This window comes from Nonomuraea sp. GTA35, assembly GCF_041950525.1.
Taxonomy (GTDB): domain Bacteria; phylum Actinomycetota; class Actinomycetes; order Streptosporangiales; family Streptosporangiaceae; genus Nonomuraea.
Window position 1 is genome coordinate 45,973 of the sequence record NZ_JBGNUV010000012.1, and the last position, 26,339, is coordinate 72,311.

Here is a 26,339-nt window from a genome sequence, read left to right on the forward strand (position 1 = left end):
CGGCCGACCCTCCTCGCGCTGGTCGAGGTCGCTCTTCTTCGCACCGGCCGAGGTCACTCCTCCTTGCGCTGATTGAGCACGACGATCGCGCCGCAGAAGGCGACCAGCGCGATCAGCACCCCGCCGCCGTACAACCACAGCCGCAGCGGGTCGGCCCCCGGCCGCGTCGGCACGGGAGAGTCCTCGCCCTGCCCGAAGTGCTCCATGCCGGGCACGATACTGCGCTTGGCACCGGTCAGCCGCTCGGCGGCGTTCAGGGCGGCGGCGGCGTCCACGACCCCGAAGCCGGTCTGGTCGTCGTACCCGGCGGCCGGCCGTCCCCTGGCGCTGGCCGCCAGGGCCTGCGCCACCTGCTCGGGCCGCAGGCTCGGGTAACGCGACTTGATCAGCGCGGCCACGCCCGCCACGAGCGCGGCGGCCGAGCTGGTGCCCTCCGACAGCTCGTAACCGCCTCCGCGCTTGACCACGGGCACCTCGACGCCGGGCGCGGAGACCAGCACGGAGAGGTTGTCGCTGCTGAACGTGGCCCGCCTGCCCTGCTTGTCGGTGGCCGCCACGCCGATGACGCCCGGGTAGCCCGCGGGGAAGCTCCAGTAGGAGGTGCCCTTCTCCTTGGCGTACGGGGTCTGGCCGTCGTTGCCCACGGCGGCGACGAGCACGACGCCCTTGCCCAGCGCGTACGAGACGGCCTCGCGCTCCGACCGCAGCGGCCCGTAGGAGCCGATCGACATGCTGACGACCTGTGCGCCGTGGTTGGCGGCGTACCGGAGCGCGCGGGCGAGCGGGCTCTCGGCCGCCGTTCCATCCCCCTCGACCGGCGGCACGGCGAACCCGGGCTCGTCGTCGATGACCATGGGCAGCGACAGGACACGCGCGCCGGGCGCGACGCCGATGAAGCCGTCGTCCTCGCCGGAGGCGGCGATGAGCCCGGCCATGGCGGTGCCGTGCCTGCCGGGCGGCAGCTCGCGCTCGATCGTGCCGGAGGTCATGTCGGGCCCGCTGTGCACGCGGCCCTTGAGCTCCTTGACCCCGGTGTCCACGGCGCTGTCGACGACGGCGACGGTGACGCCCTCGCCCTTGGTGACGGACCACGCCTGCTCGACGTTGAGCGCGTCGAGGACCCATTGCTGCTGGTCCCTGACGGGGTCGGCGGTGGTGGTTCCCGAGAACGCGAGTATCGCGGCCGCGAGCACGCGTACGGCGGTCAGCACACGTTCCCCTGGGTGCAGGGCGGCACCTTGGGCGGGTCCGCCAGGAAGTAGGCGATCTGGTTGCCGATGGACTTGGCGGCCGGCCACAGCTCGCTGTGCAGGATCTCCTCCGGCGGGATCGCGGCCCTGGTGCGCCCGTCGGCGTAGCCGCCCGTCGAGAACACGATGTACGGCCCCGCGCCCACCCAGCCGGTGCGCTGGCGCTGGTCGGGGCCGAAGCGTTCGCTCACCGTGCCGGGGAAGGCCACCGGCAGCACGCCCACGCGGTCGTCCTGGGTGAGCTCCTCGCCGGCCGAGATGCGCGACGCCTCGTCCTTGAGCACGGCCACGCCGACCGTGAACACGAAGGAGGCCGTCTGGTCCATGTACGTGGCCCGCAACATGGTGACGCAGCCGTGGCTCTGGAGAACCCCGGCCACGGCGGTGTCCGCGGCCTTGCCGCAGTCGGTCTCGGGAGCGATGCCGACCCGCCTGGCGTACTGCTGGGCGCGGTCCAGCCCGAGGTACTTCACCTCTTCGGGGAAGACCCCGGTGGCGGGCCACGCCTGCCAGCGGCGGGCGATCTCCTCCTGCTTGTACTGGTTCTGCTCGTCGGGCGTCAGCGGGCGCGAGCGCGTCTCGGCGAACAGGCCGACGGTGCCGAGCAGCACGACGACGGCCGAGACGCCGATGATGACGCCGAGCAGCGCCACGAAGATGCGGCGGTAACGGATGCCCTGCCGCAGGGTGAGCAGCTCCGCCCGTTCCCTGGCGGCCGTGCGCCTGCGCGAGTCCGCCGCCGGCCACGAGCGCACGCGTGACCGGCGGCCGGTGGGGGCGCCGAGCGGATTGCTCCGCTCCTGCGCGGGTTCTCCCCCGGCGCGCGGTAGCCCTGAGGTCGACCTACGTGCCTTCACCACCGCCTCGTTCCCGCATTCGCTTCGTGTCTATTTCGTCCCCCTAAGGGGCCGGATCATGCCTCTTGTGAGATGTGCGCCCGCCGTACGCGCCTGACCAGGATGAATATGACCGCCAGGGCGGCGAGCGCACCCGCGGCCGCTCCGCCCGCGATCGCCGCGTACGCCGTGATCCGCCCCTCGTCCCTGACGACGACCCGCACCGGGGCCGGCGGGCGCCCGGTCACCGGCCGCGACGGGTCCTGGGCCTGGGCGCCGGTGGCGGTCTCGGTGTGGCGGGCCAGCCGGGACGCCTCGGTCAGCGCCCTGGCGGCGTTGACGACGCCGAAGCCGGTCGCGGTGTCGTAGCCGCCGGGCGGCCGGTCGGTGGCGCCGGCGGCCAGGGCCCGCGCCACGAGCGGTGGCGACATATCGGGATATCTCGCCTTGATGAGGGCGGCGACCCCCGACACCAGCGCGGTCGCCTGCGAGGTGCCCCTGCCGACCCAGTACTCGTCGCCGGGGCCCGCGCCCATGATGTCCACGCCGGGCGCGGCCACCAGCACCGAGGAGTTCCAGTTGGAGAACGAGGCCCGCCGCAGCCGCCGGTCGGTCGCCCCGACCGAGACCACCCCGGGGAACGCCGCCGGGTAGGAGTAGGGCGCGAAGTCGCCTTCGACCTGCCGGTCCCCGTCGTTGCCCGCGGCGGCGACGAGCACGACGCCCTTGGAGATGGCGTAGCGGACGGCCGCCCGCTCCTCCCTGGTCGCCAGCTCTTTGGAGATCGACATGTTGATCACGTCCGCCCCCTCGTCCACCGCGTAGCGGATGCCCCGGGCCACCACGTTCTCGAAGCGTTCGGCCGAGTTGAACGCGCGGAAACCCGGCTCCTCGTCCTCGAGAATGACCCTTACAGACAGTACGTCCGCATCGGGCGCGACGCCGATGATCCCCCGTTTTCTTCCGGGCCCGTGGCCGTGGCCGGCGATCAGCGAGGCCATGTACGTGCCGTGCAACCTGCTGGGAGGCGTGCCCGGCGGGTTCGCGCCCTCGGTGAAGTCCTTGCCCTCGCGTACCGAGCCGGCCAGATCGCGATGGCCGGGATCGACGCCGGAGTCGAGCACGGCCACCGTCACGCCGGCGCCCGTGCTGGACCGCCATGCCTGGGTCAGCGCCAGCGTGCTGATCACCGCCTCCTGCCCGCCGCGTACGTCGTCGGCCCGCGCGGGAGGCGCCGTGAACAGCAGCACCCCGGTCACCGCGACCGCCACTCCACGCCTGCCCGCTTTCAGCACCGCCACTCCCGGGAGCCGCAGTCGGGCATCCTGGGCGTGCTCAGATCGGTCAGCACGCGCTCGGACAGCTCGGTGGCGAAGGCGAAGATGGCCGGCCGCTGCTCGCCCGCGGCCTGCGCGGGCCTGCCGTCCACCTGCCCGGCCGTGGTCAGGACGAGGTACGGCCCCGCCTGCCGTACGGATCCCGCCTGCCGCACGGCGGGTGTGAACCGGTCGGACAGCGTGCCGCGGAAGGCCAGCGGGCGCAGGCCGGGAGCGGGTTTGCCGGTGTCGGCGAAGGCGGATTTGGCGCGTACGGCGCCCAGCTCGTCGCGCAGGGCGACCACGCCGACGGTGACGAGCACGCCGCGCAGGGCGTCGATGTACGTGGCCCGCAGCACGCCCCGGCAGCCCGCCTTGCGCAGGGCCTTGACCGCCTTGGTGTCCACGGAGTCGCCGCAGGAGGTGCGCGGCGAGATGCCGATCCTGCTGGCACGTTCCTGCCCGCCCTGCTCGGCGGAGTACGGCAATGTGGCGGGAAAGATACGGCCGGTGGGCCAGGTGCGCCAGCGGTCGGCGACCTCCCGCTCGGCCGCGGCCCGCAGTTCGGCCGCCGTGGGGCCGCGGGTCAGCTCCGTGCCCGCCGCGCTGCCCGCCACCCCGGCGGCCACCGCGCAGATCAGTGTCAGCGCGGAGGCCACCACGAGTGTCGGCCACGGGCGGGCGGAATTCACGGCATCGACCTTAACCGGGACGCCCCGGCGCAAACCCCTTAATAGCTGGGCAGACTCGGGTCGACGGTCTTGACCCAGCTCAGCACGCCGCCGCCGACGTGGACGGCGTCGGAGAAGCCGGCGTTCTTGACGACCGCGAGCGCCTCGGCGGAGCGGGCGCCGGACTTGCAGTGCAGCACGATCTTCTTGTCCTGCGGCAGCCTCTCCAGGGCGGAGCCGTTCAGGAACTCGCCCTTGGGGATCAGCGTGGCGCCGGGGATCGAGACGATCTCGAACTCGTTGGGCTCGCGGACGTCGACCACGTAGATGTTCTCGCCGCGGTCCATCATGCCCTTGAGCTCGAGCGCGGTGATCGTGGAGCCGCTGGCCGCCTCGGCGGCCTCGTCGGAGATCGCGCCGCAGAACGCCTCGTAGTCCTCGAGCAGCTCGGTGACCGTCGGGTTCTTGCCGCACAGCACGCACTCGGGGTCCTTGCGGACCTTGACGTCGCGGTACTTCATCTCCAGGGCGTCGTAGATCATCAGGCGGCCGACCAGCGGGTCGCCGATGCCCGTGAGCAGCTTGATGGCCTCGTTCACCTGGATCGAGCCGATCGACGCGCACAGCACGCCGAGCACGCCGCCCTCGGCGCACGACGGCACCATGCCGGGAGGCGGGGGCTCCGGGTAGAGGCAGCGGTAGCACGGGCCGTGCTCGGCCCAGAAGACGCTCGCCTGACCGTCGAAGCGGTAGATCGAGCCCCAGACGTACGGCTTGCCGAGCAGCACGGCCGCGTCGTTCACCATGTAACGCGTGGCGAAGTTGTCGGTGCCGTCGACGATGAGGTCGTAGCCCGAGAAGATCTCCATGACGTTCTCGGTGGTCAGCGCCGTGTTGTGGATCACGACGTCGACCAGCGGGTTGATCTCACGGACCGACGCCGCGGCGCTCTCGGCCTTCAGCCTGCCCACGTCGGACTGGCCGTGGATGATCTGGCGCTGCAGGTTGGACTCATCGACCACGTCGAAGTCGATGATGCCGAGGGTGCCGACACCCGCCGCCGCGAGGTACATCAGCGCGGGCGAGCCCAGGCCCCCGGCGCCCACACACAGCACCTTGGCGTTCTTCAGCCGCTTCTGCCCCGCCATGCCCACGTCGGGAATGATCAGGTGGCGGGAGTAGCGGCGCACTTCGTCGACGGTCAGCTCATCGGCCGGCTCGACCAGCGGTGGCAACGACACTTTTCTACGCTCCCGTTTCAGGGGGTCTTATCTCACAGTGAAACCTAGCTGGGTAGTGGGGCATTCCCCAATCGAGTCTCACCGATCAGACGGCGTGCTTCCGCCGCCACGACCTGCGGCATCTCCATCATCGCCACGTGCCCCGCCGTCGGCAGCAGCACGAGTCTGACCTGCCGGAACGTACGGTACGCCTTCCTGGCCATGGCCGGGCGGACCAGGCGGTCGTGGCGTCCGTGAATGATCAGGGTGCGCGCCCGGACCTTCGACGCGTGGTCCCAGAGCGTGTGCTTGCGGCGGAAGTACTCGGCCACGATGCCGCGGGCCGAGGCGACCATGGCCCTTCCCGCGTACGGGAGGTCGTCGCGCCGGCGCTGCTCCTCGATGGCGTCGCGCAGGCGCTGCGGGTGCACGGCGTCCATGTTGGCCCAGACCACGGCCATGGAGGCGGTGATGCGCTGCTCCGCGGGGACCAGGGTCAGCCTGTCCGCCACCCACTCGCCCAGCAGGGGGATCGCGGCCGCGGCCACGCGGAGCGGGCCGTACCTGGGCAGCAGGTCGGGCAGGGCCGGCGAGACGAGCGTGAGCGTGCGGACCAGCTCCGGCCGGGTGGCGGCGACCTTGACGGCGATGGCGCCGCCGAGCGAGTTGCCGAACAGGTGGGCCGGGCCCGTGTGCTCCAGCAGCTCGGTCACGGCCCTGGCGTGGCCCTCGACCGTGTAGTCGCCGTCGGCGGGCGCGGGCGAGTATCCGGCGCCCGGCAGGTCGAGGGCGTGGCCGGTGACCGTGTCCTTGAGCTCGTCCATGAGGTCGGTCCAGTTGGTGGCGGAACCTGCCAGCCCGTGCACGAACACCGCTTGCTCGGCGGGGCCGTCCGGGGTGGACCGAACGTGCACCGAGCCGATCATTCGCCCTGGCCAGTGTGGGATCGGCTCCGCGGTCATCGCATCTCCTCCTTGTCGCTCTCCGAACGTCCCTTCCCGTTCCATCAACGATAACCATCGTCCCCAGGCGGGGTCTGGATTCCGTACAGGGCGGTTATTTACCGGAGGTTTCTGGCAGCACGGTAGATACGTCTCAAACGTGCACAGGGGGTACCGCCATGCTCACGTCCCGTATCGCCGCCGCCCTCGTGGCCGCGGTGCTCGCCGCAGGCGGGCTCGCGGCCGTGAGCATCCCCGCGCCGGCGAACGCCGACGACCGCCCCGGGTGCACGTACCGCGTCGTGCGGGTGAAGACCCGGCTCAACATCCGGGTGGAGCCGGGAGGACGGATCGTGGACAAGCTGTATCCGGGCGATCGTACGTGGGGAAGCTGCGCGAACTCCGGGAGGTGGCGGCGGATCCACGGGACGGAGATCGGCCGCAGGGGGTTCGCCTTCGGGCACTACCTGAAGAAGATCGGCAGGCGGTGACACCCCCGGTTCGGGATACGACGCCCCAAGAATGGGGCAAATGCCACACTTGATCGTTTATCACCATCACTCCGGGAAATTAATACGACACTCAGCGTGACACGCCTCGCTCGGTCGCCCGTCACGGCGGCGAGCCGGCGATTCGTCACCGCGCATACGGCAGGCATCCCAGGGGGCGTTTTCGATTTCGCCCCGGCATGGCGATGACCGCAGCCAATGACGGCGAGAATTCCGGCATTTCCTTTTCGCCTTCGAATTCTCCGCCGCGGCACCGCGCCGCCGCATGCGCGACACATCACCACCTTCATCACCACCGCCGGCAGCACATGGATACGGCCGGCGAGCTGCTCGTTGCCACGGGCCGTTCGCCATCCCATATGCGGCACAATCGGACATATCCTCTCATTTCATTTGATAAATGTTTAATGCGAGCAATAAGATTGTTAATGCAGAGCAAAATGGAGTCGTATCTGTTTGCCCGTGCGCCGCCCCGGAAATGTCTTTCGGTGGATGAGCCTTCAGCAGCCGTCCAAGATCTGTTTCCTGGCAATGCCGGAAACGCCGAGAACGGGGCAATCGATCCTTTAGGGGGAAACACAATGCCCAAGCTCAAGAGTGTTATCGCAGGCCTCGCCATCAGCACGGCGCTGACCGGCGGCATGGTGGGCGCGGGCGCGGCGACGACCGCGGCCAGCGCGACCACCCAGTTCAGCACCGGCACGTCCCTTCGCACCGACGACGGCTGGGGCTGGGGGCGTCGTCACCACGGCCACCACCGCCGCCACCACAACAACCGCTGCGGCAGGGGCCACCACGGCGGCGGCGGCTGGGGCTGGGGCTGGGGCGGCCGGCGCCACCACCGTGGCCAGGTCTGCATCGTCATCCGCAACCACAACCACAACGACAACGGCGCCCGCCACCACCACGACAACAACAACAACGACAACAACGGCGGGCGCTGGTAAATGACCGTGCGTCAATGACGCAAGGAGTTCTCGGGGGCGGCCTGATTTACCGTCGCGGCTGGGCCTGAGGTTCATTTCTCCTCGTCTCCACGGCAACTTTGGTGAGGGCTCTCCCGGCATCAGCCGGGGGGCCCTCGCTGCGTCGTGTCCCGGTCCGGTCTCGGGCCGGGATTTCGGCGTCTGCCGGTGGTTCGGCGAGGCATGCTTTATGCGCCGGCCTTGCGTTGGGCAAAAACGGACAAATCCGGTTTGTCGCCCTTTAGGTGGGAAATATGCACAGTGCGGATGACTTGCTAGTCGTCATCCGTAACGGGGCAATCGAATCCTTTAGGGGGAAAACGCAATGCCCAAGCTCAAGAGTGTTATCGCAGGCCTCGCCATCAGCACCGCGCTGACCGGCGGCGTGGTGAGCGCGGGTGCCGCCACCACCGCGGCCAGCGCCGACGCCGCCACCCAGGTCAGCACCGGCGGCTCCGTCCTCGCAGGCAACCACTGCGGATGGGGCTGGCGCCGCTGCGGAGGCTGGGGCTGGGGGTGGAACCGCTGGAAGAGGTGGGGCCACCGGCACCACGGCCATGGCCGGATCAGGGTCGTCATCGTCAACAGGAACTACAACAACAACGGTCACCATCACCGTGGTCGGTGGTAGAACCCTTGGCTGACGAGCCCCGCCGTTGGGCGATGAGCTCGGGCCGTACGTAAGCGAGTGCCCGTGTTCGCCGGGAACCGACATCCGCCCTCTCACCAAGAACGGACGTCGAACCGGGGGACGCGGGCACTTCGCGTGTCCGGGGTGAGTTTGGTTTGGGGGTGCGCGCTACGGCGCTGTGCGCCGCGGGCGTCTGCGCTACTTGCATGTGCGCCACGGGCGTGCCGGCGGCGGGCATACATCCGCGTCGTGGGCGTACGCGCTGCGAGGGTGCGGGCAGCGGGAGTGCGGGCCCGCAGGAGCGCGAGCCACAGAAGTGAAGCCGCAGGAGAGCGAGCCACAGGAGCGCGCGTCGCGGAAAGTGCGAGCCACAGGAGCGCGCGTCGCGGAAGTGCGCCTCGCAGCAGCGCCAGCCACAGGAGCGTGCCTCGCGGCAGCGCGAGCCACGAGAGCGCGGCGCGGAAGTGCGCGGCGCGAGGGGGCGCGCTGCAGGAGTGCGGGCCGGTGATGGGGTCTCGGTGCATCACCGTGCGGTGGGCCACCCCGCACAGCTCGGCCCACCTGCGAACCGCACCCAAGCCCCGACCCCACATGTCGTTCTTTGCCGGCCGCAAACCCGTCCCGCAAAAGGGCGGCAACGACATGACGAGGGCTCCCCGGTCGATACCGGAGAGCCCTCGCGGAAAGCGCCATGGAGGCGAGGAGAAATCCTGCGCCATTAACGCCCGGTCATATCAGTTGGTGGGCCTGTTGTCGTCCACACGACGCTCGTGCCGCGGCTCGTGGTGCGGGTTGCGGTTGTAGTTGTGGTTGTGGACCTTGATCTTCACCCTCATGCGGTGGTTGTGGTGACGCCGGTGGCCCCAGCCCCAACCGCAGCGGCGCCAGCCCCAACCGCAGTGGTTCCCGGCAAGGACGGAGGAACCGGTGCTGACCTGGGTGGCGGCGTCGGCGCTGGCCATGGTGGTGGCCGCGCCCACGCTCACCACGCCACCGGTCAGGGCCGTGCTGACGGCGAGGCCGGCGATAACACTTTTGAGCTTGGGCATTGCGTTTTCCCCCTAAAGGATCGATTGCCCCGTTCTCGCGTTTCCGGATTACCCGAAAACAGCTCTTGGACGGCTTCTGAAGAGTCATCCACAATGTGTCATTTCCGGCGGATGCCTGGGCAAACAGCCACGACTCCTTTTTGCTCTGCATTAAGAATCTTATTGCTTGCCTTAAAGATTTATCCAATGAAAAAGCACTACTTATCCGTATATGTCCCACTTCACTGGGCCGACCCGCCGGAGGACGTCGACCACGACACGGCGCTGCGCCGGTGGCAGGACGCCGACGCCCGCCTGCGTGCCCTGCTGATCCTCGACACGGACGCGGACGCCGCCCACCCGTCCCACCGGGGTGGCCGTTCGTCGGAGACATGCCGTGACCTCTCACGGGACGACCCGGTCCCCGGCCGGCGGGCGCATGAGGAGGCGGCCGTATCGAGGCACCTGGCGCTGCTGGAGCACGCGGCACGCGAGTTCAGCCGTACGGTGCCGGGCCCGTACAAGCGCACCCTCCGCCTGACGCCGGCGACCGAGCCGGAAGCGGACCCACGGCTGGAGGAGTTCTTCGACTGCCTGGAGCCGGTCACATGCTCCCGCCGCAGCCTGTATCTGTGGATCTGAACGGCCGACCGGGACTCTGGCCGACGCAAGGCTCAGACCATCCCAGGACTCAGACCGACCCAGAGCTCAGACCAGCCCCAGAGCTCGGACCGACGCGGGTCTCATGCCGACAAGGGACTCACACCCACGAAGGGCTCAGGCGGACTTGCGGGCCTTGCGCTTGGGCGCGGCCTTCTCTTCTTCCTTGGCTTCCTTGTCGTCCTTGGCATCCTTCGCCGGCTTGCCCGCCGCCTTCTTCGGCTTGGCCGGCTCGCCACCGCGCTCCCGCTTGGCCGCCTCGACGCTCGCCCGCAGGGCCGCCATGAGGTCCACCGCCGGCCCGGCCTCCTCCTCCTCGCGGGCCGGGATGACCTCCCTGCCCGCCACCTTCGCCTCGATCACCTGCTGCAGCGCCTCGCGGTAGGTGTCGTGGTACTCGGCCGGGTCGAAGTCGGACTCCATGGTGGTGATCAGGGACTCGGCCATCTTCAGCTCCTGGGCGCGGACCTCGATGTCCTCCTCCAGGAACGCGAAGTCGGGCGTGCGGATCTCGTCCGGCCAGAGCATGGTCTCCAGGACGAACACCCCGTCCCTGACCCGCAGCGTGGCCAGCGACTCGCGCTGCCGCAGCGCCACCTTGACCACCGCGACCTGCCCGGAGCTCTCCAGCGCGTTGCGCAGCAGCACGTACGGCTTGGCGCCCTGCGCGTCGGGCTCCAGGTAGTACGACTTGGCGAAGTAGATGGGGTCGATCTGCTCGGCCGGCGCGAACTGCAGCACGTCGATCCTGCGGGACGAGCTCAGCGGCAGGTCCTCGAAGTCCTCGTCCGTGAGCACGACCATCTCGCCCGAGGCCAGCTCGTACCCCTTGGCGATGTCGGCGTAGGCCACCTCTTCGCCGTCCTGGGTGCACACCCGCTTGTAGCGGATGCGGCCGCCGTCCTCACGGTGGACCTGGTGGAACGTCACGTCCTTCTGCTCGGTCGCCGAGTAGAGCTTGACCGGGATCGTGACCAGCCCGAAGGAGATCGCACCCTTCCAGATGCTGCGCATGGGTCACCCCTCAGCTCTCAACCGGCCCGGCAATGGGCACATACCCGTCATGGGGCAACCAATGCCATACCCAATCGAACCGATGCTTGCCGTACCTGGGGAACTGCCCTTCGATCGCGATCAGTACGGCCTCGAGGTCAAGTGGGACGGCATCCGCGCCCTCGTCCATCTTGACGGCGGGATGCGGGTGACGGGGAGGCATGGAGTCGAATACACGCGGAGATATCCGGAAATTTCCGGGTTCGGGCTGAAGAGCGCGATCATCGACGGCGAGGTCGTGGCCCTCGACCAGCACGGCCGGCCCAGCTTCGAACGGCTCCAGCGGCGCATGCACCTGACCGACCCAGAGCCGGTCGTGCAGGAGCTGTATCCGATCACGTACATGCCGTTCGACCTGCTCTACCTCGACGGCACGCCGCTGTTCGAGCTGTCCTACCGCGACCGCAGGGCGCTGCTGGACGAGCTGGACATCGGCGCGCCGCCGTACTTCCCCGGCGAGTCCGACCTGCTCTCGGCCACGTACGAGCAGGGCCTCGAAGGCGTCATCGCCAAGCGCCTCGACTCCCCCTACCGCCCGGGCGTCCGGTCACCCTGGTGGATCAAGGTCAAGAACCTGACCACGCGCGAGGTCGTGATCGGCGGCTGGAAACCCGGCAAGGGACGGCGCGCGGGCGGGGTCGGTTCGCTGGTCATGGGGGTGTTCACGGACGCGGGCCTGACGTACGTCGGGCACGTCGGCACGGGGTTCACCGACGCGGTGCTGGACGAGCTGTACCAGTTGCTGCGACCGCTGGAGATCCCGCGCAGCCCGTTCAGCAATGACGTTCCGTGGAGGAATCGGTGGGTTAGGCCCGATCTGGTCGGGGAGGTGGCCTACACGATGTGGACCGACGAGCAACGGCTGCGGCACCCGGTGTGGCGCGGTCTGCGTCCCGACAGGCTCCCCGCGGAGGTGACGCTATGAAGGTGCCGGTCAAGGTGGACGGGCGCGAGCTGACCCTGAGCAACCTGGACAAGGTCCTCTACCCCGACTACGGCTTCACCAAGGCCGAGGTCATCGACTACTACAGCCGCATCGCGCCCGTGCTGCTGCCCCACCTGCGGGGCCGCCCCCTGACCGTCAAGCGTTACCCGAACGGCGTCACCGGCCAGTTCTTCTTCGAGAAGAACGCCCCCGAGCACACCCCCGGCTGGGTCAGGCGGGTGAACCTGCCCGCCCCCGGCAGCACCAAGAACCGCGAGACCATCGACTTCGCCGTCGTGGACGACCTGCCCACGCTCGTCTACTACGCCAACCTGGCCGCCCTGGAGCTGCACGTGCCGCAGTGGCGCGTGGACGAGGACGGCCAGGCGCTGCCGCCTGACACGCTCGTGTTCGACCTCGACCCGGGAGCGCCCGCGACGATCGTCGAATGCACCCGGGTGGCGGTCATGCTGCGGGACGTGCTGAAGCAGGAGGGCCTGAAGGCCCTGCCGAAGACCAGCGGGAGCAAGGGCATGCAGTTGTACGCGGACTGGGACTGCCGCGAGGAGCCGTCCGCGTACGCCAAGAGGCTGGCCCAGCTCCTGGAGAAGGAGCATCCCGACCAGATCGTCAGCGTGATGACGAAGAAGCTGCGGCCGGGCAAGGTGTTCATCGACTGGAGCCAGAACAACCCCGCCAAGACCACCGTCGCCCCCTATTCCCTGCGGGCCAGGGAGCAGCCGACGGTCTCCACCCCGCTGACGTGGAAGGAGGTCGAGAACTGTGAACACCCTGACGACCTGGTGTTCACCGCGCCGGACGCCCTCGCCAGAGTGGAGAAGCGCGGCGACCTTTTCGGCCGGGCGTAGGCTGGTTCCGTCGTACCGAGAGGGGGACTCGAACATGTCGGAGATGGACATACGCGGGGACGAAGGCCCCTACGCCGATGAGGAGGGGGAAAGGTCGATCGAGACGCCGGAGGCCGACGCCGCCGAGCAGCACCGCGAGGTGCTCCAGAGCACGGGGCGACTGCGCCGCGAGCTGCCGCTGGACGTCGATCCGGCGGACGCGTCCGACCAGGACCGCGTGGTCGATCTCGACGACGACGACTACCGCTGAGCCGATCCGGTGCCGGCCCGGCGTCCACCCGACGCCGGGCCGGCACCGGCACGGCCCGACGCCGGAGCGGCGTCGGCACGGCATCGGTCCGATGCCGGTCCGGCGTCGGCTCGGCCTCGGCCCGATGCCGGAGTGGCCTCGGCTCAGCGCCGTTCCGATGCCGGTTCGCTAGCGGGCCGGTGCCGGGCGCGGTGGCCGTGACCTGCGCGGAAGCGGCCCGTCGTCGGCGTCCGTCGCCGCCGCGTGACCTACCGGCACGTAGGATGTGCGCTGCGTGCGACGCAACCCACGAACAGCCCGCCTGAGAGACCAATGGAGACCCGCGTGACCGCAACCCCGGATGCCAAGCCCCGGGGCACCCGGCTGCCCCGACTGGCCCGACGCCGGCAGCTCCTGAGCGCCGCGCAGGAAGTGTTCGTGGAGAACGGCTATCACGCGGCCGCCATGGACGAGATCGCCGAGCGGGCCGGGGTCAGCAAGCCGGTGCTCTACCAGCACTTCCCCGGCAAGCTCGAGCTCTACCTGGCGCTGCTCGACCTCCACGTCGACGACATGGTCAACCGCTGCCGCGAGGCGCTGGCCTCCACCCACGAGAACAAGCTGCGCGTGCAGGCCACCTTCAGCGCGTTCTTCGACTTCGTCTCCAGCCAGGGCGAGGCGTTCCGCCTGGTGTTCGAGTCCGACCTGCGTAACGTCGCGCCGGTGCGGCAGCGGGTGGAGCGCTCGCTGCGCGAGTGCGCCGAGATGGTCAGCGAGCTCATCCAGGAGGACACCGGGTGCACCAGTGACGAGGCGCACCTGCTGGGGGTCGGGCTGGTGGGCATGGCCGAGGTGAGCGCCCGCTACTGGGTCACCACGCAGGGCTCGATCCCGAAGGACGCGGCCGAGCAGCTCATGGCCCGGCTGGCGTGGCGGGGCATCAGCGGTTTTCCGCGTACGGCATAACCCGTTCGCTGGGCGCGATCATTCGCCCCGTTCCAGGGTTCTACCCGCGACGATGGGTGTGAGCCAGCCCGTCGACTAGGGAGCCCACCATGGAAATCAAGATCGGCGTACGCTCCGTACACCGCGAACTCGTTGTCGAGACCGACCTCAGCGCCGAGCAGATCGAAGAGGAGCTCAGGAACGCCCTGTCGGTCGATCGCGGCGGCGTGTTCGCGATCACCGATGTGAAGGGCAGGCGGGTCGTGGTGCCGGTGGCCGCGCTCGGGTTCGTCGAGATCGGCGAGGACGAGTCCAGGCCGGTCGGATTCGGCGGCACGCTCTAACAGCTCAGCTGAGCCGGGGGGTACGGCTGTCCGCGCCGTACCCTTCACGAGCTCTGCCACGCCCCGCCCCGGCCGGCCACGCCCCCCGCCCCGGCCTGTCGCGGCGGGTTCAGCTCCGGGGGCGAGGCCGCGTCAGGCGGCAGCCGCGGGGCCGCCGGTCCCTGACGACGGCATCACACCTCGGATCGGTGGCCGGGCAGCGCGTGCTCTCCCTTCGCAGCACGGCGCGGGTGGTCCAGCGGTTCGGCCCACATCTTGTCGAAGAACTGCCGTAGCGGCGCGAGGCCCTCATGACGGCACGCTACAACCGCCGGCCTCCCCCGCGCCGCCCGATGGCAAGACCCGCCCAGATACCCGCACAGATACGCCGCCCAGATACCCCGGCTCAGGGGCGCCGCTCAGAGACAGCCGCATGGGGGCCGCCGCTCGGAGGCAGCCGCCCGATGGCAGGATCCGCTCAGGGGCCGCTGCTCAGATGCCCATCGCCGCCATGCGCTTGTTGTGCGCCTCGGTCAGCTTGGCGAAAAGCCGGGAGATGTCCGCATGGCCCTCTTGCTGTGACTCCATCAGGAGCAGCGCGAGCTCCGGCCGCGCCGAGGCCACCTGCTGGCCCTGGCTGAGCGCCTCGCCGACCAGCCGCCGCGCCCACAGCGCCAGCCGCCCGGCCGCCGCCGGCTCGGCCTCGATCCCGGCCCTGACCCGCTCGACGGCGAACTGCGAGCGCTCCTCGTCCACCAGCACCTCGTCCACCAGCTTGACGATCGACGGGTCGAGCAGCCTGGCCGCCTCGCGGTAGAAGTCGAGCGCGATGCCGTCGCCCACGTACGTCTTGACCAGCGCCTGGAGCCAGTCCGTCGGCCTGGTCTGCGCGTGCCAGGCGTCCAGCGCGCCGACGAACGGCGTCATCGCCTCCCCGGGATCGGCCCCGAGCTCGGCCAGCCGGTCGCGCAGGAGGCGGAAATGGGCGTACTCGGTGACGGCCAGCTCGCTCAGCGCCGCCCTGTCGGCCAGGGAGGGCGCCAGGGTGGCCGCGTCCTCCGTCATGCGCGCGTACGCGCTGAGCTCCGCGTAGGCCAGCACACCGAGCAGGTCGACGACTCCAGGAGACTCCTTCATGGAAGGCAGCGTACTTCGGAGAATCTTCGGGAACATACGCAAGCTCGGTCAGCGTTGTGGTATCGAGTACACTGCTCTGTGAAAGTGCGACCGCACTGTGTAAATTCGGGGGAATCCCCCGATTACCCCCCGAATCCCCGGGTGCGCGGTCGCTGATGACGCGAGAGGGCTGGCTCTACCGCGAGGACCCACAAAACGGGGGCGTTTTCCGCCCGTCGGTCCCGGCAGGCCCGCCTTCATTTGAGACTGAGGCAGGCCACGCTGACGACTTTCCGAGACCTCGGAGTCACACCAGAGATCGCCGATGCCCTCGAGACCGAGGGTATCGTCACACCGTTCCCCATCCAGGAGATGGCGCTCCCGCTCGCGCTGAGCGGCCAGGACCTGATCGGCCAGGCGCGCACGGGCACGGGCAAGACCTACGCGTTCGGCATCGCGATGCTCCAGAGCATCGGCAAGCCGCGCAAGAACCGCAAGAAGCCCCGCGGGCTGGTCGTCGTGCCGACCCGCGAGCTGGCCACGCAGGTCAGCGAGGACCTCGTGACCGCGGCGGGCAAGCTCGGCTCCCGGGTCCTGACCGTGTACGGCGGGCGCGCGTACGAGCCGCAGATCGAGGCGCTCAAGGCCGGGGTCGACGTCATCGTCGGCACCCCCGGCCGTCTGCTCGACCTGGTCAAGCAGAAGCACCTCGACCTGAGCCAGATCACCGCGCTCGTGCTCGACGAGGCCGACCGCATGCTCGACCTGGGCTTCCTGCCCGACATCGAGCGGATCTTCAAGCTGATCCCCGAGCAGCGGCAGACGATGTTGTTCTCGGCGACGATGCCGGGCGAGATCGTCGCGCTGTCGCGCAAGTACCTCAACCGGCCGACGCACGTACGCGCCGAGCACGAGAGCGGCGAGGGCGAGACCACGCCGCAGGTGCGCCAGATCGTGTGGCGCACGCACCGCATGGACAAGATCGAGATCCTCGGGCGGCTGCTGCAGGCCGACGGCCGCGGGCTCACCATGGTCTTCTGCGAGACCAAGCGGGCCTGCGACATGGTCGCCGAGCAGCTCGACACGCGTGGATTCGCGGTCGCGGCCGTCCACGGCGACCTCGGCCAGGGCCAGCGCGAGCAGGCGCTGCGGGCGTTCCGCAACGGCAAGATCGACGTGCTGGTGGCCACCGACGTGGCCGCCCGCGGCATCGACATCGACGACGTCACCCACGTGGTCAACTACGACTGCCCCACCGACGACAAGACCTACGTGCACCGCATCGGCCGTACCGGCCGGGCCGGGCGCACGGGCATCTCGGTCACGTTCGTGGAGTGGGAGGAGCTGACCCGCTGGAAGATGATCAACCAGATGCTCGGGCTCGACTTCGCCGAGCCCGAGGAGACCTACTCCACCTCGCCGCACGTCTACTCCGAGCTGAGCATCCCCGAGGGCACCAAGGGCGTGCTACCGCACGCCGCCCGTTCGCGCGCGGGCCTGTCGGCCGAGCGCATCGAGGACCTCGGCGAGACCGGCCGGACCCGCACGCGTGGCGGGCGACGCCGTGACGAGCGCGAGGAGCGTCCCGCCCGTACGCCCCGCCAGCGCCGCCGCACCCGCGGCGGGAAGGAGCTGGCGGAGTCCGCACCTGTCGAGAGTCCGGAGGTCGAGCTCGTGGATGCCAAGACGGAGGAGACTCCGGCGATCTTCACCACGGACGAGATCCAGGCGGCCACCGAGCCCAAGCGCACCCGTACGCGTAGGGGCGCCGCCTCCTCCGCCATCGAGCAGGCGCTCGCCGACGCCCCCGAGGCGCCGGTCAAGCCCACCCGCTCGCGCCGCGCCGAGGAATCCGAGGAGGAGACCGTGGAGGCACCCGCCGCCATGCGCACCCGTACCCGCAAGGCTCCTGCCGAGGAGGTCGCGGAGGCACCCGTCAAGCGCACCCGTACGCGCAGGACCGCGGCTCCCGCCGAGGTGGAGAGCGTCGAGACGGCCGTGGAGCCGTCCGCCGCGCCCGCCTCGCCGGAGCGCCAGGCACCCGCCGTCGTGGAGCACGAGGCACCCGCCGTCGTGGAGCACGAGGCACCCGCCGTCACGGAGCGTCAGGCACCCGCGGCGCCGCCCGTCACGTCGTCGGTGCCCGAGACGAGCTTCTCGACGCCGCCCCCGCCGGTGCGCAGGGAGCCGGAGCGGATCATCCCGCCCAGCCCGTTCGCGGTGATCTTCCAGTCGCCGGACCTGGCCACGGACGACGATGACATCGCCCCGTCGGCGGCGACGGAGCGCAAGCAGCAGCGCCGCCAGCCCCGCGGCGGCGGCGGTGGTGGTGGCGGTGGCGGCAACCGCCGCCGCATGGGCTGACCGTCCGGCGACGCCCGGCGCGCGTGGGCTGACACGCACCACGCGCGCGGGCGCTGGCACGTCCCAATGGTCGCAGGCAAGCCCAAAGGGCGCAGGCAAGTCCAAAGGGCGCGCACCCACACCGGGTGCGCGCCCTTCACATGTGCCGGGCCGGCGAGGCGGTGGCCATCACGCCGTCGTGACGCGCATGATCGGCCGGGTCGGCGAGCGGCGCTCGACCTCCTCGAACCCCGCCTCCTCGAACAGCGACCGCCACCCGTGGTACAGCTCATCGGCCGGCAGCCGCTTCTCCGAGTCCTTCGGGTACCCCTCGACCACCCGCGCCCCCTGCGAGGCGGGCCGGGCGACACGCGACCGGAGGAGCCGTGCGTGCTCCTCACGCGGCGCCACAGCGCACCAGCCCACCGGTGTGCCCGAAAGGTAGGCCAGCACCCCAGGAGCCCGCTCAGCGCCGTCCACGAGCCTCTGGAGGCGCTCCCTGCGCCCGTCGGGCGGGGTGGCGCGGAATTCCGGTCCGGTGAGCCGGAACCACATGCACCAGCACCCGGAATAGGCCCCCTGCGGCCCGAAGACCATCCGCACGTCGTCCCACGAGGTGGCGGGCCGGATCTCGAGATCGCGCATACCTCACAACTCCTCAGAACTCGCACCAGCGTAGTGGACATGCCGGTGTCGAGGCGCTGACCTCTGGGTATTGTTGCCCCACGTGAGTACGCCGCGATTCCTCGACCTGCCTCCTGGCGTCACACCGCAGAAGATCGAGACGCCACAGGGCACGTTCGCGGCCCTGGAGGCCATTCCGGTCAGCGGTGTGGTTGAGCGCTGGCCCGCGCTCCTGGTCCCCGGTCTGACGGGCAGCAAGGAAGACTTCATCGCGGTCCTGATGACCCTGGCCCAGTCGGGCCGCCGGGTGGTGGCGATCGACCTGCGCGGCCAGTACGAGACGCCGGGCCCCGACGACCCCGCCTCCTACACGTGCGCCGCACTCGGGGCCGACGTCGACGTGCTCTCCCAGGTCATCGGCGCCGGCGACCCCGTTCATCTGGTGGGTCACTCGTTCGGCGGGCTGGTGGGCAGGGAGGCGGTGATCGACGGGCGCACGCGCTTCGCCTCGTTCACGCTGATGGGCTCGGGCCCCGCGGCGATCGAGGGCAGGCGGGCCCGCAACGGCAGGAAGATCATGGACGAGGTGCCGTCGCTGGGCCTGGAGGCCGTCTGGCAGGCCAGGTTCGAGCCCGAGGCGCTGGCGCAGGACGTGCCCGACGAGATCCTGGAGTTCCTGCACAAGCGCCTGCTGGCCAACTCGCCGACGGGCCTGTCGTGCATGGCCGAGCAGGTGCTGACCATGCACGACCGCACCGACGAGCTGCGCGAGATCGAGGTTCCCACGCTCGTCCTGTACGGCGAGCACGACGACGGCTGGCCCCCGGAGCTGCAGTCGGAGATGGCCGCACGGCTCGGGGCCGAGTGCGTGGTCGTGCCGGGCGCGGTGCACTCCCCCTCCGTCGAGGCGCCGGAGACGACCGCGGCGGCCCTGGTCAGGTTCTGGAACGCGGCGGAGCAGCACTTCTTGGACATCAGGTCCAATGCGGTGTAACCATGTACTTACTATGGAAGACATCGTCGTCCAGCCGCCGCAGAGCGCGACCTGGCAGGTGCACCTCGACCGTTCGATGTGGGTGGGCGGGGTGCGCGGCCTCATGCTGCAGGCACTCCACCCGCTGGCCATGCTGGGTGTCTGGCAGAACTCCAACTTCCAGGAGGACCCGTTCGGCCGGCTGCGCCGCACCGCCGACTTCGTGGGACGGGTGACGTTCGGCAGCCCGCGGGAGGCCGACGAGATCGGCAGGCGGGTGCGGGGCATCCACAGGGCGCTGCGCGTCCACGATCCCGAGACCGGCAGGACGCATCGGGTGGACGATCCCGAGCTGCTGCTGTGGGTGCACTGCGCGGAGGTGTCGTCGTACCTGGAGGTGGCCAGGCGCGGCGGGCTGGGGCTCAGCGAGCGCCAGGCCGACCGCTACCTGTACGAGCAGCGCAGGAGCGCCACCTACGTCGGCCTGCACCTCGACGACGTGCCCGGCTCGTGCGCCGAGATGGACGCCTACTTCAAGCAGATGCGCCCCGCCCTGCGCGTGACGCCGGAGGCGGCCTCGACCGTGCGGTTCCTGTTGTGGCCGCGGCTGCCGCGCGAGCTGCGCATGTTGTCTCCGGGCAAGCCGGCGTGGTTCCCGTTCGGCGCGCTGTGCTATTACACGCTGCCCGGCTGGGCCAGGCGGATGTACGGCGCGCTGCCCGAGGTGCCCCAGGCCACGGTCACGGCCGCGCTGAAGGCGTTCAGACTGGGCCTGAACGCGCTGCCCGAGCCCGTGCACGACCGGGCCTTCATGCCCGCCACCAGGCAGATGTTGCGGGCGTCCAGGGAGCGGCTGGGGGCGGCGGGTTACGACGTCGGCAAGGGGCTCAAGGGCCTGACCGATCCGCGCCGCTGGCCGCGCCGGGCCGCCTGACGGGCAGCGGCGCGGCGGCCACGACGAGCCCAGCGCCACCGCCGCCGGTACCCGACCCCTACGGTCGATGACCGCTATTCGGCCAGGCCGTCCCAAGGCTGGCGTTCGGGGCCGGCGGCCAGGCCCTCGGGGCAGTGGCGGCGGAAGTCGCACCAGGAGCAGATCGGCCCCGGGCTGGGCGCGAACAGCTTGTCGACGTCGGCGGGCACCTCGGCGGGGCCGATCGTCTGCCGCTCACCGGGTGGCCGGCGCGGCCCGGGCCGCTCGCCCACGGCGGCCCGGTAGCGGTCGTCCGCCTCCGACGCCTCCATGGCGACCTCTTCGGCGCGGCTCAGGTGACGGGCCAGGGACTCCTCGGTGTGCCGCCACTCGACGATCTCGCCGGTGGGCAGGTGGTGCAGCTCGACCGTGCGGCACGGGGTGCGCATCATGCTGGAGGCCGCGACGGCGTAGACGGCCAGGGCCAGCGAGGAGCGGGCGTCGTCCTGCGTGAGCGGGCGGCGGCCGGTCTTGTAGTCGACCACGACCAGCTCGTCTCCGCGCCGGTCGAGCCGGTCGATGCGGCCGGACAGGGCGATGACCTTGGTCCGCGTGGCGACCGTGCGCTCGACGCCGACCGGGTCGTCGGACGGATCCAAAGTCGCGACATATCCGGACACGAGGTCGCGGGCCCGGCCCAGCCAGCGTCCCGACTGCTCGGCGTCCCTGAACCCCTCGGTGATCCACCCGTTCGTGAGGAGGATGGCCGCCGTCAGCGGGGTCCTGCGGTCGTACGGCTCCCGCCACCAGCCCGCCAGCGCGTTGTGCACGCTCGCGCCCACGCTGTTGTGCGCCCAGGCGGGCCCCTTGGACGGCTGCGGCCGGTCGAGGTAGGTGAACCGGTAGCGGCGGCGGCAGTCGAGCCAGGTGTTCAACCGCGACGGCGTGCACGAGTAGAGCCGCCGCGGCATCCCGTCCAGCGGTAGCTGGCCCTGCACGGTCACCTAGTCGTCGCCCAGCTTGATCCCGGAGATCCTCGTGCCGTCGGTCAGCGGGCCCTCGCTCTCAGCCTCGGTGTCGACGCGGGTCAGCGAGCCCGAGACCCAGTCGTCGAAGTGCGGCTCCAGGTCGCCGATCGTGACCTCGTCGCCGTGCGCGGCCAGCACCCGCGTGTCGCCGGGCAGCGTGAACAGCCGCCCGCCGATCGAGGTGAGCTGGTCGGCCAGGGCCGGGTACTCGCCGCCCAGCTTGCCGGGACCGTCGGCCTGCAGGGCCTTGCCGGTGAACACGGCCCCGAGCGCCTCGCAGTAGAGCGACACGCCGCCGGGCGTGACGCCGGGCGTCTCCATGACGTCGAGCTGGACGTCGGCCACGCCGAAGATGCCGTCGTCCTCCATGTCGATGTCGGGCCAGGTCTCGCGCCAGGTCTCCCGCCACAGGGGCTTGTCCTTGGGGTGCAGGGCGACGACGGCCTCGTCCCTGCTGGCCACCTCGATGGCGGCGGCCACGTGGTCGGGCAGGCCCGCCGTGCAGATGACGGCAAGCACCTCCCGCTCGCCCACCTGCTCCAGGATCTTGTCGGCGTCACGCGAGGCGTCGATGACGATCACCTCGTCGTCGTCACCCACGATCCAGGTGTTGTTCTCGACCTTGTGCTCGGTGCCGTCGATGTCGACGACCCCTTCGGTCACCACTCGCTCGATACGCGCTGTCACGCTTCCGAACTCTAGTCCGTTCCTCTGACAGCGCGAATCGCTAATCTTCGAGTCTGCGGGAAAAGGCCCCGAACGGCACGTCCAGCTCGTGGTCACGGGCGTCGAGCAGCGACAGCTCGGCCAGCGCGATCACGCATCCGGCGTCGGCCGGCCAGGCGATCGCCCACAGCCAGTTGCCCATCGCCTCGCCCGCGTAGACGGCCCGGTCGTCCTGGCCGTCCACGCACCACAGCGCGGTGGGATGGCCCAGCACGGCGATCTTCGCGTTCGGCGGGCCCGAGTCGAACCCCTCGCCGGGGTCGGGCCCGCCGAGCCCGGCGAACGCGGCGCCCAGCCCGATGCCCGGTTCCTCGGCGATGATCATCAGATCCGCCGGCCCCTCCATCAGCGACGGCCCGGTCAGCGCGACCAGGCTGGCGCGCGCGCCGGTGCGCTGGTCGCCGACCTCGCCGAAGCCGGTCACCAGCCAGCCGGCGGGCAACGGCCAGGGCAGCCACACGGGCACGACTGAGCTCTTGCGTATCGCCTCAAGCGCGGTGCTGGACGGCGGCCACGGAGGCTGATACGGCAGGACATCGCCGTGCGTGTCACATCGAAACGCACTCGACCAGGCGCTCGGCCCGTGAAGCGGGCCAAAGCACCGGGGACAGGTTGGAGCCGCTCTCACAACTACCCACGGTGCTTTCTCCGGCACGGCCACGTCAAGGCCGCTGCCCGTTATCCCGTCGTAATCTTGGTCATGTGCGCGTAAATTGTGTGGGCGCGATCATCTTCGACGCCGCTGACCGGCTGCTCCTCGTCAAGCGCGGCCACCCGCCCGGCATGGGGTCATGGTCCGTTCCCGGCGGGCGGCTGGAGCCCGGTGAGAGCGACGAGGCGGGGGTGCGGCGGGAGGTGCTGGAGGAGACCGGGCTGCGCGTGGAGGTCGGCCGGCTGGCCGGCACGGTGGACCGGCCGGGCCCGGGCGGGGTCACGTACGTGATCCGCGACTACCTCGCCACCGTGTCCGCCGGGACGCCCGCCGCCGGGGACGACGCGGCGGACGTGCGCTGGTGCGACCGCGCCGACCTGGAGCGGCTGCCGCTGTCGGAGGGCCTGCTGGCGGCCCTGACCGAGTGGGACGTGCTCCCCGGGCGCTAGCCTCACCTGCTCGACGTCAGACTGGACGTCCACAGGATCAGATGGTCGGCGCTGTACGTCGTGGACCGGCCGAGCGCCACGACCTCCGCCCCGTCCACGGCCACCGCCGACAACCACTGCGTCCCCTGGCCCGCCAGGCGGTCCTTGGTGAGCGCCATGCGGTTCCACAACAGCCCGTCCTGCGACGTCCAGGCCGCGCTGTCGCCCTCGCCCGGCACGCCGTGCCAGCCGACCGCCACCAGCCCCTCCTGCGCCGCGGCCAGGTCGTACACCGCCGCCGCCCGGTCGGCGGGCAGCCAGGCCGTCTCCCAGCTCTCGCCCCCGTCGTCCGAGACGGCGGCGAACGCGCGCCGCGCCCCGTTCGTCAGCGCCGTGCCGATGGCCACGAGCTTGCCCTGGTAGGTGGTGATCCGCCGGAGCCCGGCCGAGGTGGCGTCCGGCGGGGACACGCTCTTGCGCGCGGCCCAGTTCACGCCGTCCGCCGAGTGCCAGACCACGGTGCGCTCCTGGTCGGCGTTGCCGGAGCCGCCCACGGCCACGTACCCGTCGCCGCTCGCGATCGCGTCGTGCACGCGCACGCCGGCGCCGCCCTGCGGCAGCTTGTTGGAGCGGGTGTACTTGCGCATGTCCGGCGTGAACCACATGGCGGCGCCGACCGTGCCCGCCTGGTCCTTCGACTGCCCGGCCAGCACGTAACCCTCCTTGCCCGCGGTCACCACGTCGGTGCGCAGGTAGGGGTGGTCCGGCCGGCGGGCCAGGTCGCCGGTGACGTCGACCCGCTTCCAGCTCTCGCCGTCGGTGGAGGTGACGAGGAGGGGGTCGGTGACGCCGACGTTCGGCTCGGTGCCGCCGACCGCCAGCCAGCCGCGTCCGCCGTACGCGACGTCCTCGAGCGTCTGCCTGCCGGTGCCGCCCAGGCTCATCGACTTCCAGCTCTGCCAGTTCCTGATCGTCCACAGGCCGGCGTCGCCCGAGGCGGAGCCGACGGCCACGTACCGGCCGCCGTGGCTGGCCAGCGCGTTCGTCTCGCGGGCGATCCTGGTCAGACCCGCCACCTCGCCGAGTTGCACGCGCGAGGCGTCGCCGCGCGGGGGCGCTGCCATGAGCACGAGCTGGTTGTCGACGTCGGAGGCCGCGCGGTCGCCGCCGGCGAACAGGGTGCCGCCGTCGGAGATCGTGAACCCGCGCAGCGTCGCGCCCGTCAGGTTGCCGAGATCGGCCCGTTTCGTCCACGAACGTCCGTCCGTGGTGGTCAGCACCGTGTACGTGCCCATCCCGCCCGGGCTGATCGCGGCCACGCCCGACGGGTAGGAGATCACCGACTCCACGCCGACGCTCTCGGGGGCGAGGCCGCCGATGGAGCCGCACTGCGACCACTGCGCCCCGGTCGGCGAGCAGTAGACGCGCACGTCGCCCTCGACCGTACGCCGCCGCGTCGGCACCAGCACGAACCGCTTGGGCAGCACCGCCACCGTCCCCGCGCGGGGGTCGGTGGCCTCGGGGAGCTGGAAGCCGGTCGCCTGCCAGTCACGCCCGCCGTTCGCCGAGCGCAGCACCCGCGATCCCTCGCCGTCCGCGGGTACTCCGATGGCCACGACCGTGTCGCCCTTGGCCACCACGGCCCTGAGCTCCCGTACTCCCAGCTCCCTCGTCTCGACGCGCTCCCAGGCCCGGCCCTCGTCCGAGCGCCAGGCCGCCGGCCACGTGCCACCGTCGTCTCCCGTCGTACGCCCGACGGCGACGAACCCGGAGCCGGTCCGCGCGATGTCCTCGATCCGGTCACCGGCGCGGAACGCGGCCAGCCCCGACGCCTCCACGGCCGTCCAGTTGTAGCCGTCGGCACTGGTCCACAGGCCGCGCTCGCCGGTGCTCTCGTCGCCGCCGCTGGCCAGCCATCTGCCCTCGCCGCCGACCACCCGCCGCACGATGGCCGTGGAGGCGCCGTTGACCTGGCCGAGCCGCCAGGTCTTGCCGCCGTCCGGGGAGAACAGGAAGAGCGGGCGCGGGGTGGGGCTGGTCGTGTCGCTGCCGACGGCCACCACGGCGCGGCCCACCGAGGTCATGTCGTTGAGCTTCTGGTCGGTGCCGACGCCGGCGGCGGGGATCGTGAACAGCTCGTCCCCCGAACGTCCGGTGCCCGCCTCCAGGCGCAGGGCGGCGGCCTCGTCGTTCCACTGCCAGACGAGGACGCCGGTGGCCACCAGGACGGCCGCGGCGACCGTCAGGACGATCGGGATGGCCCTGGTGCCGCGGCGGGCGGGGCTGGACCTGCGCACGGCGGCGGGGGCCGGGCCCCGGTGGTGCCGGCCGCCGGAGCCCGGCGCGCCCGCGGGGCCGCTCGCGACCAGCAGGTCCGGCCTGGTGGGACGGCCTCCGGGAGGCCGCCCGACGCGCCGCACCTCGGTCTCGTCCTGCTCCTGCCGGCCGGCGGGCTCGCCACGGTCATCCTCGGCCGCCTGGCCGGCCTCGCCGGCCGGCACGGGATACACCAGCCGGTACGGCGGCGTGCGGTCCCGCCGCTCCCCGTTGCCCGCCGGGGCCTGCTGGTGAGGCGTCCCGGCGCCAGGCGCCGCCGCGTCACCCTCGGAACGCGGCCGGGGCACCTGAGGAGTGTCCCCGTGCGTCGCGCCGACGTCGGGCCGGGGTGAAGGCACGTCACCCGCGTGCGGCTGCGGCCCGGCGTCAGTGCGGGGCCGGGGCACGTCGCCCGCATGCGGCGCGGTGTCGGGGCCGGACGGTGGCACGTCGCCCGCGTGCGGCTGCGGCCCCGCGTCAGCGCGGGGGCTCTCGGCAGCGCCCGCCGGGGGCACGTCGGGGGCGTCTGTCCGGGACGCGGCCGCGTCGGGCCGGGAGCCGCCGGAAGCGTCCGCCTGCGGCGTGGCGGCATCCGGGCGGAGCGGGCCGCCCGCGACCAGCTTGTCGGGCCGGTTGACGATGCGGCGGCGCCGGCGCGGCTCGTCCTCGGGCTCCGCCGTCGGCGAGGTGTACGGCCTGCGCCCCTTGGGCGGCTCCTGCGGTTCGTCGTCGGGGATGGGAGCGGCGAACGGCGGCATGCCCCAGGGCGAGGTCAGCGGTAAGCCCCTGGCCCGGTCGTCGGTGGGGCCGGGCGGTGAGTGGCTGATCCTGGGCTCTTGCGAGGGGGAA

At 71.1% G+C, this 26,339-nt stretch carries 27 protein-coding genes; 13 read left to right on the forward strand and 14 right to left on the reverse strand.

Translation table 11 applies throughout. The annotated features are described in order from the left end of the window. Positions 1-53: 53 nt before the first annotated feature. From ACBJ32_RS41075 to ACBJ32_RS41100, 6 genes are read right to left on the reverse strand one after another with little or no spacing between them, the layout of a single operon-like run. Entirely contained in the window at positions 54-1,211 is a 1,158-nt protein-coding gene (locus ACBJ32_RS41075; protein WP_375131405.1) for a S8 family serine peptidase, read from the reverse strand. Continuing rightward, a complete protein-coding gene (locus tag ACBJ32_RS41080; RefSeq protein WP_375131406.1) occupies positions 1,205-2,107 on the reverse strand; it encodes a hypothetical protein in 903 nt (300 codons plus the stop codon). Before ACBJ32_RS41080 ends, ACBJ32_RS41075 begins: the two co-directional genes overlap by 7 nt. 56 nt (positions 2,108-2,163) lie before the next feature. Beyond that, positions 2,164-3,381, reverse strand: a complete 1,218-nt coding sequence (gene mycP / locus ACBJ32_RS41085) for a type VII secretion-associated serine protease mycosin (RefSeq protein ID WP_375131407.1) — start codon at positions 3,379-3,381, stop codon at positions 2,164-2,166. Continuing rightward, positions 3,375-4,094 (reverse strand): hypothetical protein, encoded by a 720-nt coding sequence (locus ACBJ32_RS41090; protein WP_375131408.1) that lies wholly within the window; start codon positions 4,092-4,094, stop codon positions 3,375-3,377. Before ACBJ32_RS41090 ends, mycP begins: the two co-directional genes overlap by 7 nt. 38 nt (positions 4,095-4,132) lie before the next feature. After that, a complete protein-coding gene (gene moeZ, locus ACBJ32_RS41095) occupies positions 4,133-5,314 on the reverse strand; it encodes an adenylyltransferase/sulfurtransferase MoeZ (protein WP_357877299.1) in 1,182 nt (393 codons plus the stop codon). A gap of 44 nt (positions 5,315-5,358) precedes the next feature. After that, positions 5,359-6,207 (reverse strand): alpha/beta fold hydrolase, encoded by an 849-nt coding sequence (locus ACBJ32_RS41100; RefSeq protein WP_375131409.1) that lies wholly within the window; start codon positions 6,205-6,207, stop codon positions 5,359-5,361. Between the two features lie 206 nt (positions 6,208-6,413). Between ACBJ32_RS41100 and ACBJ32_RS41105 the strand changes: the two genes are divergently transcribed. The 3 genes from ACBJ32_RS41105 to ACBJ32_RS41115 all read left to right on the forward strand — a co-directional run bounded on the left by ACBJ32_RS41105 (position 6,414) and on the right by ACBJ32_RS41115 (position 8,339). Then, the gene (locus tag ACBJ32_RS41105) at positions 6,414-6,725 is read left to right on the forward strand and encodes a hypothetical protein (protein WP_375131410.1); all 312 of its coding nucleotides are present in this window, start codon (positions 6,414-6,416) and stop codon (positions 6,723-6,725) included. Positions 6,726-7,324: 599 nt separating this feature from the next. Beyond that, positions 7,325-7,690, forward strand: coding sequence for a hypothetical protein (locus tag ACBJ32_RS41110; RefSeq protein ID WP_375131411.1), 366 nt, complete (start codon positions 7,325-7,327; stop codon positions 7,688-7,690). Between the two features lie 343 nt (positions 7,691-8,033). After that, complete coding sequence (locus ACBJ32_RS41115) at positions 8,034-8,339, forward strand: hypothetical protein (protein WP_185100954.1); 306 nt, start codon at positions 8,034-8,036, stop codon at positions 8,337-8,339. A 734-nt stretch (positions 8,340-9,073) separates the two neighbouring features. Here ACBJ32_RS41115 and ACBJ32_RS41120 read toward each other — a convergent pair. Then, entirely contained in the window at positions 9,074-9,388 is a 315-nt protein-coding gene (locus ACBJ32_RS41120) for a hypothetical protein (RefSeq protein ID WP_357877284.1), read from the reverse strand. A 186-nt stretch (positions 9,389-9,574) separates the two neighbouring features. Here ACBJ32_RS41120 and ACBJ32_RS41125 point away from each other — a divergent pair, with 186 nt between their 5' ends. Continuing rightward, positions 9,575-10,009 (forward strand): hypothetical protein, encoded by a 435-nt coding sequence (locus tag ACBJ32_RS41125; RefSeq protein WP_375131412.1) that lies wholly within the window; start codon positions 9,575-9,577, stop codon positions 10,007-10,009. A gap of 135 nt (positions 10,010-10,144) precedes the next feature. Here ACBJ32_RS41125 and ACBJ32_RS41130 read toward each other — a convergent pair whose 3' ends face one another. Continuing rightward, a complete protein-coding gene (locus ACBJ32_RS41130) occupies positions 10,145-11,041 on the reverse strand; it encodes a Ku protein (RefSeq protein ID WP_375131413.1) in 897 nt (298 codons plus the stop codon). 82 nt (positions 11,042-11,123) lie between these two features. On the opposite strand from ACBJ32_RS41130, the gene ligD (ACBJ32_RS41135) reads away from it, so the two are divergent. The 5 genes from ligD (ACBJ32_RS41135) (at position 11,124) to ACBJ32_RS41155 (ending at position 14,392) form a co-directional block, all read left to right on the forward strand. Then, positions 11,124-12,005 carry a non-homologous end-joining DNA ligase gene (gene ligD, locus ACBJ32_RS41135; protein ID WP_375131414.1) on the forward strand — a complete coding sequence of 294 codons (882 nt, stop codon included), beginning with the start codon at positions 11,124-11,126 and terminating at the stop codon, positions 12,003-12,005. After that, complete coding sequence (gene ligD, locus ACBJ32_RS41140; protein ID WP_357877275.1) at positions 12,002-12,874, forward strand: non-homologous end-joining DNA ligase; 873 nt, start codon at positions 12,002-12,004, stop codon at positions 12,872-12,874. Before ligD (ACBJ32_RS41135) ends, ligD (ACBJ32_RS41140) begins: the two co-directional genes overlap by 4 nt. A gap of 43 nt (positions 12,875-12,917) precedes the next feature. Further along, positions 12,918-13,124, forward strand: coding sequence for a hypothetical protein (locus tag ACBJ32_RS41145; protein ID WP_357877272.1), 207 nt, complete (start codon positions 12,918-12,920; stop codon positions 13,122-13,124). Between the two features lie 324 nt (positions 13,125-13,448). After that, a complete protein-coding gene (locus tag ACBJ32_RS41150) occupies positions 13,449-14,069 on the forward strand; it encodes a TetR/AcrR family transcriptional regulator (RefSeq protein WP_185100948.1) in 621 nt (206 codons plus the stop codon). An 89-nt stretch (positions 14,070-14,158) separates the two neighbouring features. Next, on the forward strand, positions 14,159-14,392 hold the full coding sequence (locus ACBJ32_RS41155) for a DUF3107 domain-containing protein (protein ID WP_357877269.1): 234 nt from the start codon (positions 14,159-14,161) through the stop codon (positions 14,390-14,392). Positions 14,393-14,863: 471 nt separating this feature from the next. Here ACBJ32_RS41155 and ACBJ32_RS41160 read toward each other — a convergent pair whose 3' ends face one another. Beyond that, entirely contained in the window at positions 14,864-15,508 is a 645-nt protein-coding gene (locus ACBJ32_RS41160; RefSeq protein ID WP_375131415.1) for a ferritin-like fold-containing protein, read from the reverse strand. A 351-nt stretch (positions 15,509-15,859) separates the two neighbouring features. On the opposite strand from ACBJ32_RS41160, the gene ACBJ32_RS41165 reads away from it, so the two are divergent. Continuing rightward, a complete protein-coding gene (locus ACBJ32_RS41165; protein WP_375131416.1) occupies positions 15,860-17,851 on the forward strand; it encodes a DEAD/DEAH box helicase in 1,992 nt (663 codons plus the stop codon). Between the two features lie 168 nt (positions 17,852-18,019). On the opposite strand, the gene ACBJ32_RS41170 is transcribed toward ACBJ32_RS41165, so the two are convergent. Continuing rightward, entirely contained in the window at positions 18,020-18,475 is a 456-nt protein-coding gene (locus tag ACBJ32_RS41170) for a hypothetical protein (protein WP_375131417.1), read from the reverse strand. 82 nt (positions 18,476-18,557) lie between these two features. Between ACBJ32_RS41170 and ACBJ32_RS41175 the strand changes: the two genes are divergently transcribed. Both ACBJ32_RS41175 and ACBJ32_RS41180 read left to right on the forward strand, forming a co-directional pair. Then, positions 18,558-19,448, forward strand: coding sequence for an alpha/beta hydrolase (locus ACBJ32_RS41175; protein WP_357877257.1), 891 nt, complete (start codon positions 18,558-18,560; stop codon positions 19,446-19,448). A 13-nt stretch (positions 19,449-19,461) separates the two neighbouring features. Next, a complete protein-coding gene (locus ACBJ32_RS41180) occupies positions 19,462-20,361 on the forward strand; it encodes an oxygenase MpaB family protein (RefSeq protein WP_375131418.1) in 900 nt (299 codons plus the stop codon). A gap of 74 nt (positions 20,362-20,435) precedes the next feature. On the opposite strand, the gene ACBJ32_RS41185 is transcribed toward ACBJ32_RS41180, so the two are convergent. From ACBJ32_RS41185 to ACBJ32_RS41195, 3 genes are read right to left on the reverse strand one after another with little or no spacing between them, the layout of a single operon-like run. Continuing rightward, positions 20,436-21,344, reverse strand: a complete 909-nt coding sequence (locus ACBJ32_RS41185; protein ID WP_375131419.1) for a RecB family exonuclease — start codon at positions 21,342-21,344, stop codon at positions 20,436-20,438. Further along, positions 21,345-22,055 (reverse strand): MBL fold metallo-hydrolase, encoded by a 711-nt coding sequence (locus ACBJ32_RS41190; RefSeq protein ID WP_357877248.1) that lies wholly within the window; start codon positions 22,053-22,055, stop codon positions 21,345-21,347. It lies immediately after the preceding gene. A 40-nt stretch (positions 22,056-22,095) separates the two neighbouring features. Beyond that, on the reverse strand, positions 22,096-22,755 hold the full coding sequence (locus tag ACBJ32_RS41195) for a DUF6758 family protein (protein WP_375131420.1): 660 nt from the start codon (positions 22,753-22,755) through the stop codon (positions 22,096-22,098). 41 nt (positions 22,756-22,796) lie between these two features. On the opposite strand from ACBJ32_RS41195, the gene ACBJ32_RS41200 reads away from it, so the two are divergent. Continuing rightward, positions 22,797-23,195: an NUDIX hydrolase gene (locus ACBJ32_RS41200; RefSeq protein WP_375131421.1), complete on the forward strand. Its 399-nt coding sequence runs from the start codon at positions 22,797-22,799 to the stop codon at positions 23,193-23,195. 2 nt (positions 23,196-23,197) lie between these two features. Here ACBJ32_RS41200 and ACBJ32_RS41205 read toward each other — a convergent pair whose 3' ends face one another. Further along, positions 23,198-26,248 carry a hypothetical protein gene (locus tag ACBJ32_RS41205; RefSeq protein ID WP_375131422.1) on the reverse strand — a complete coding sequence of 1,017 codons (3,051 nt, stop codon included), beginning with the start codon at positions 26,246-26,248 and terminating at the stop codon, positions 23,198-23,200. Between the last annotated feature and the right edge of the window lie 91 nt (positions 26,249-26,339).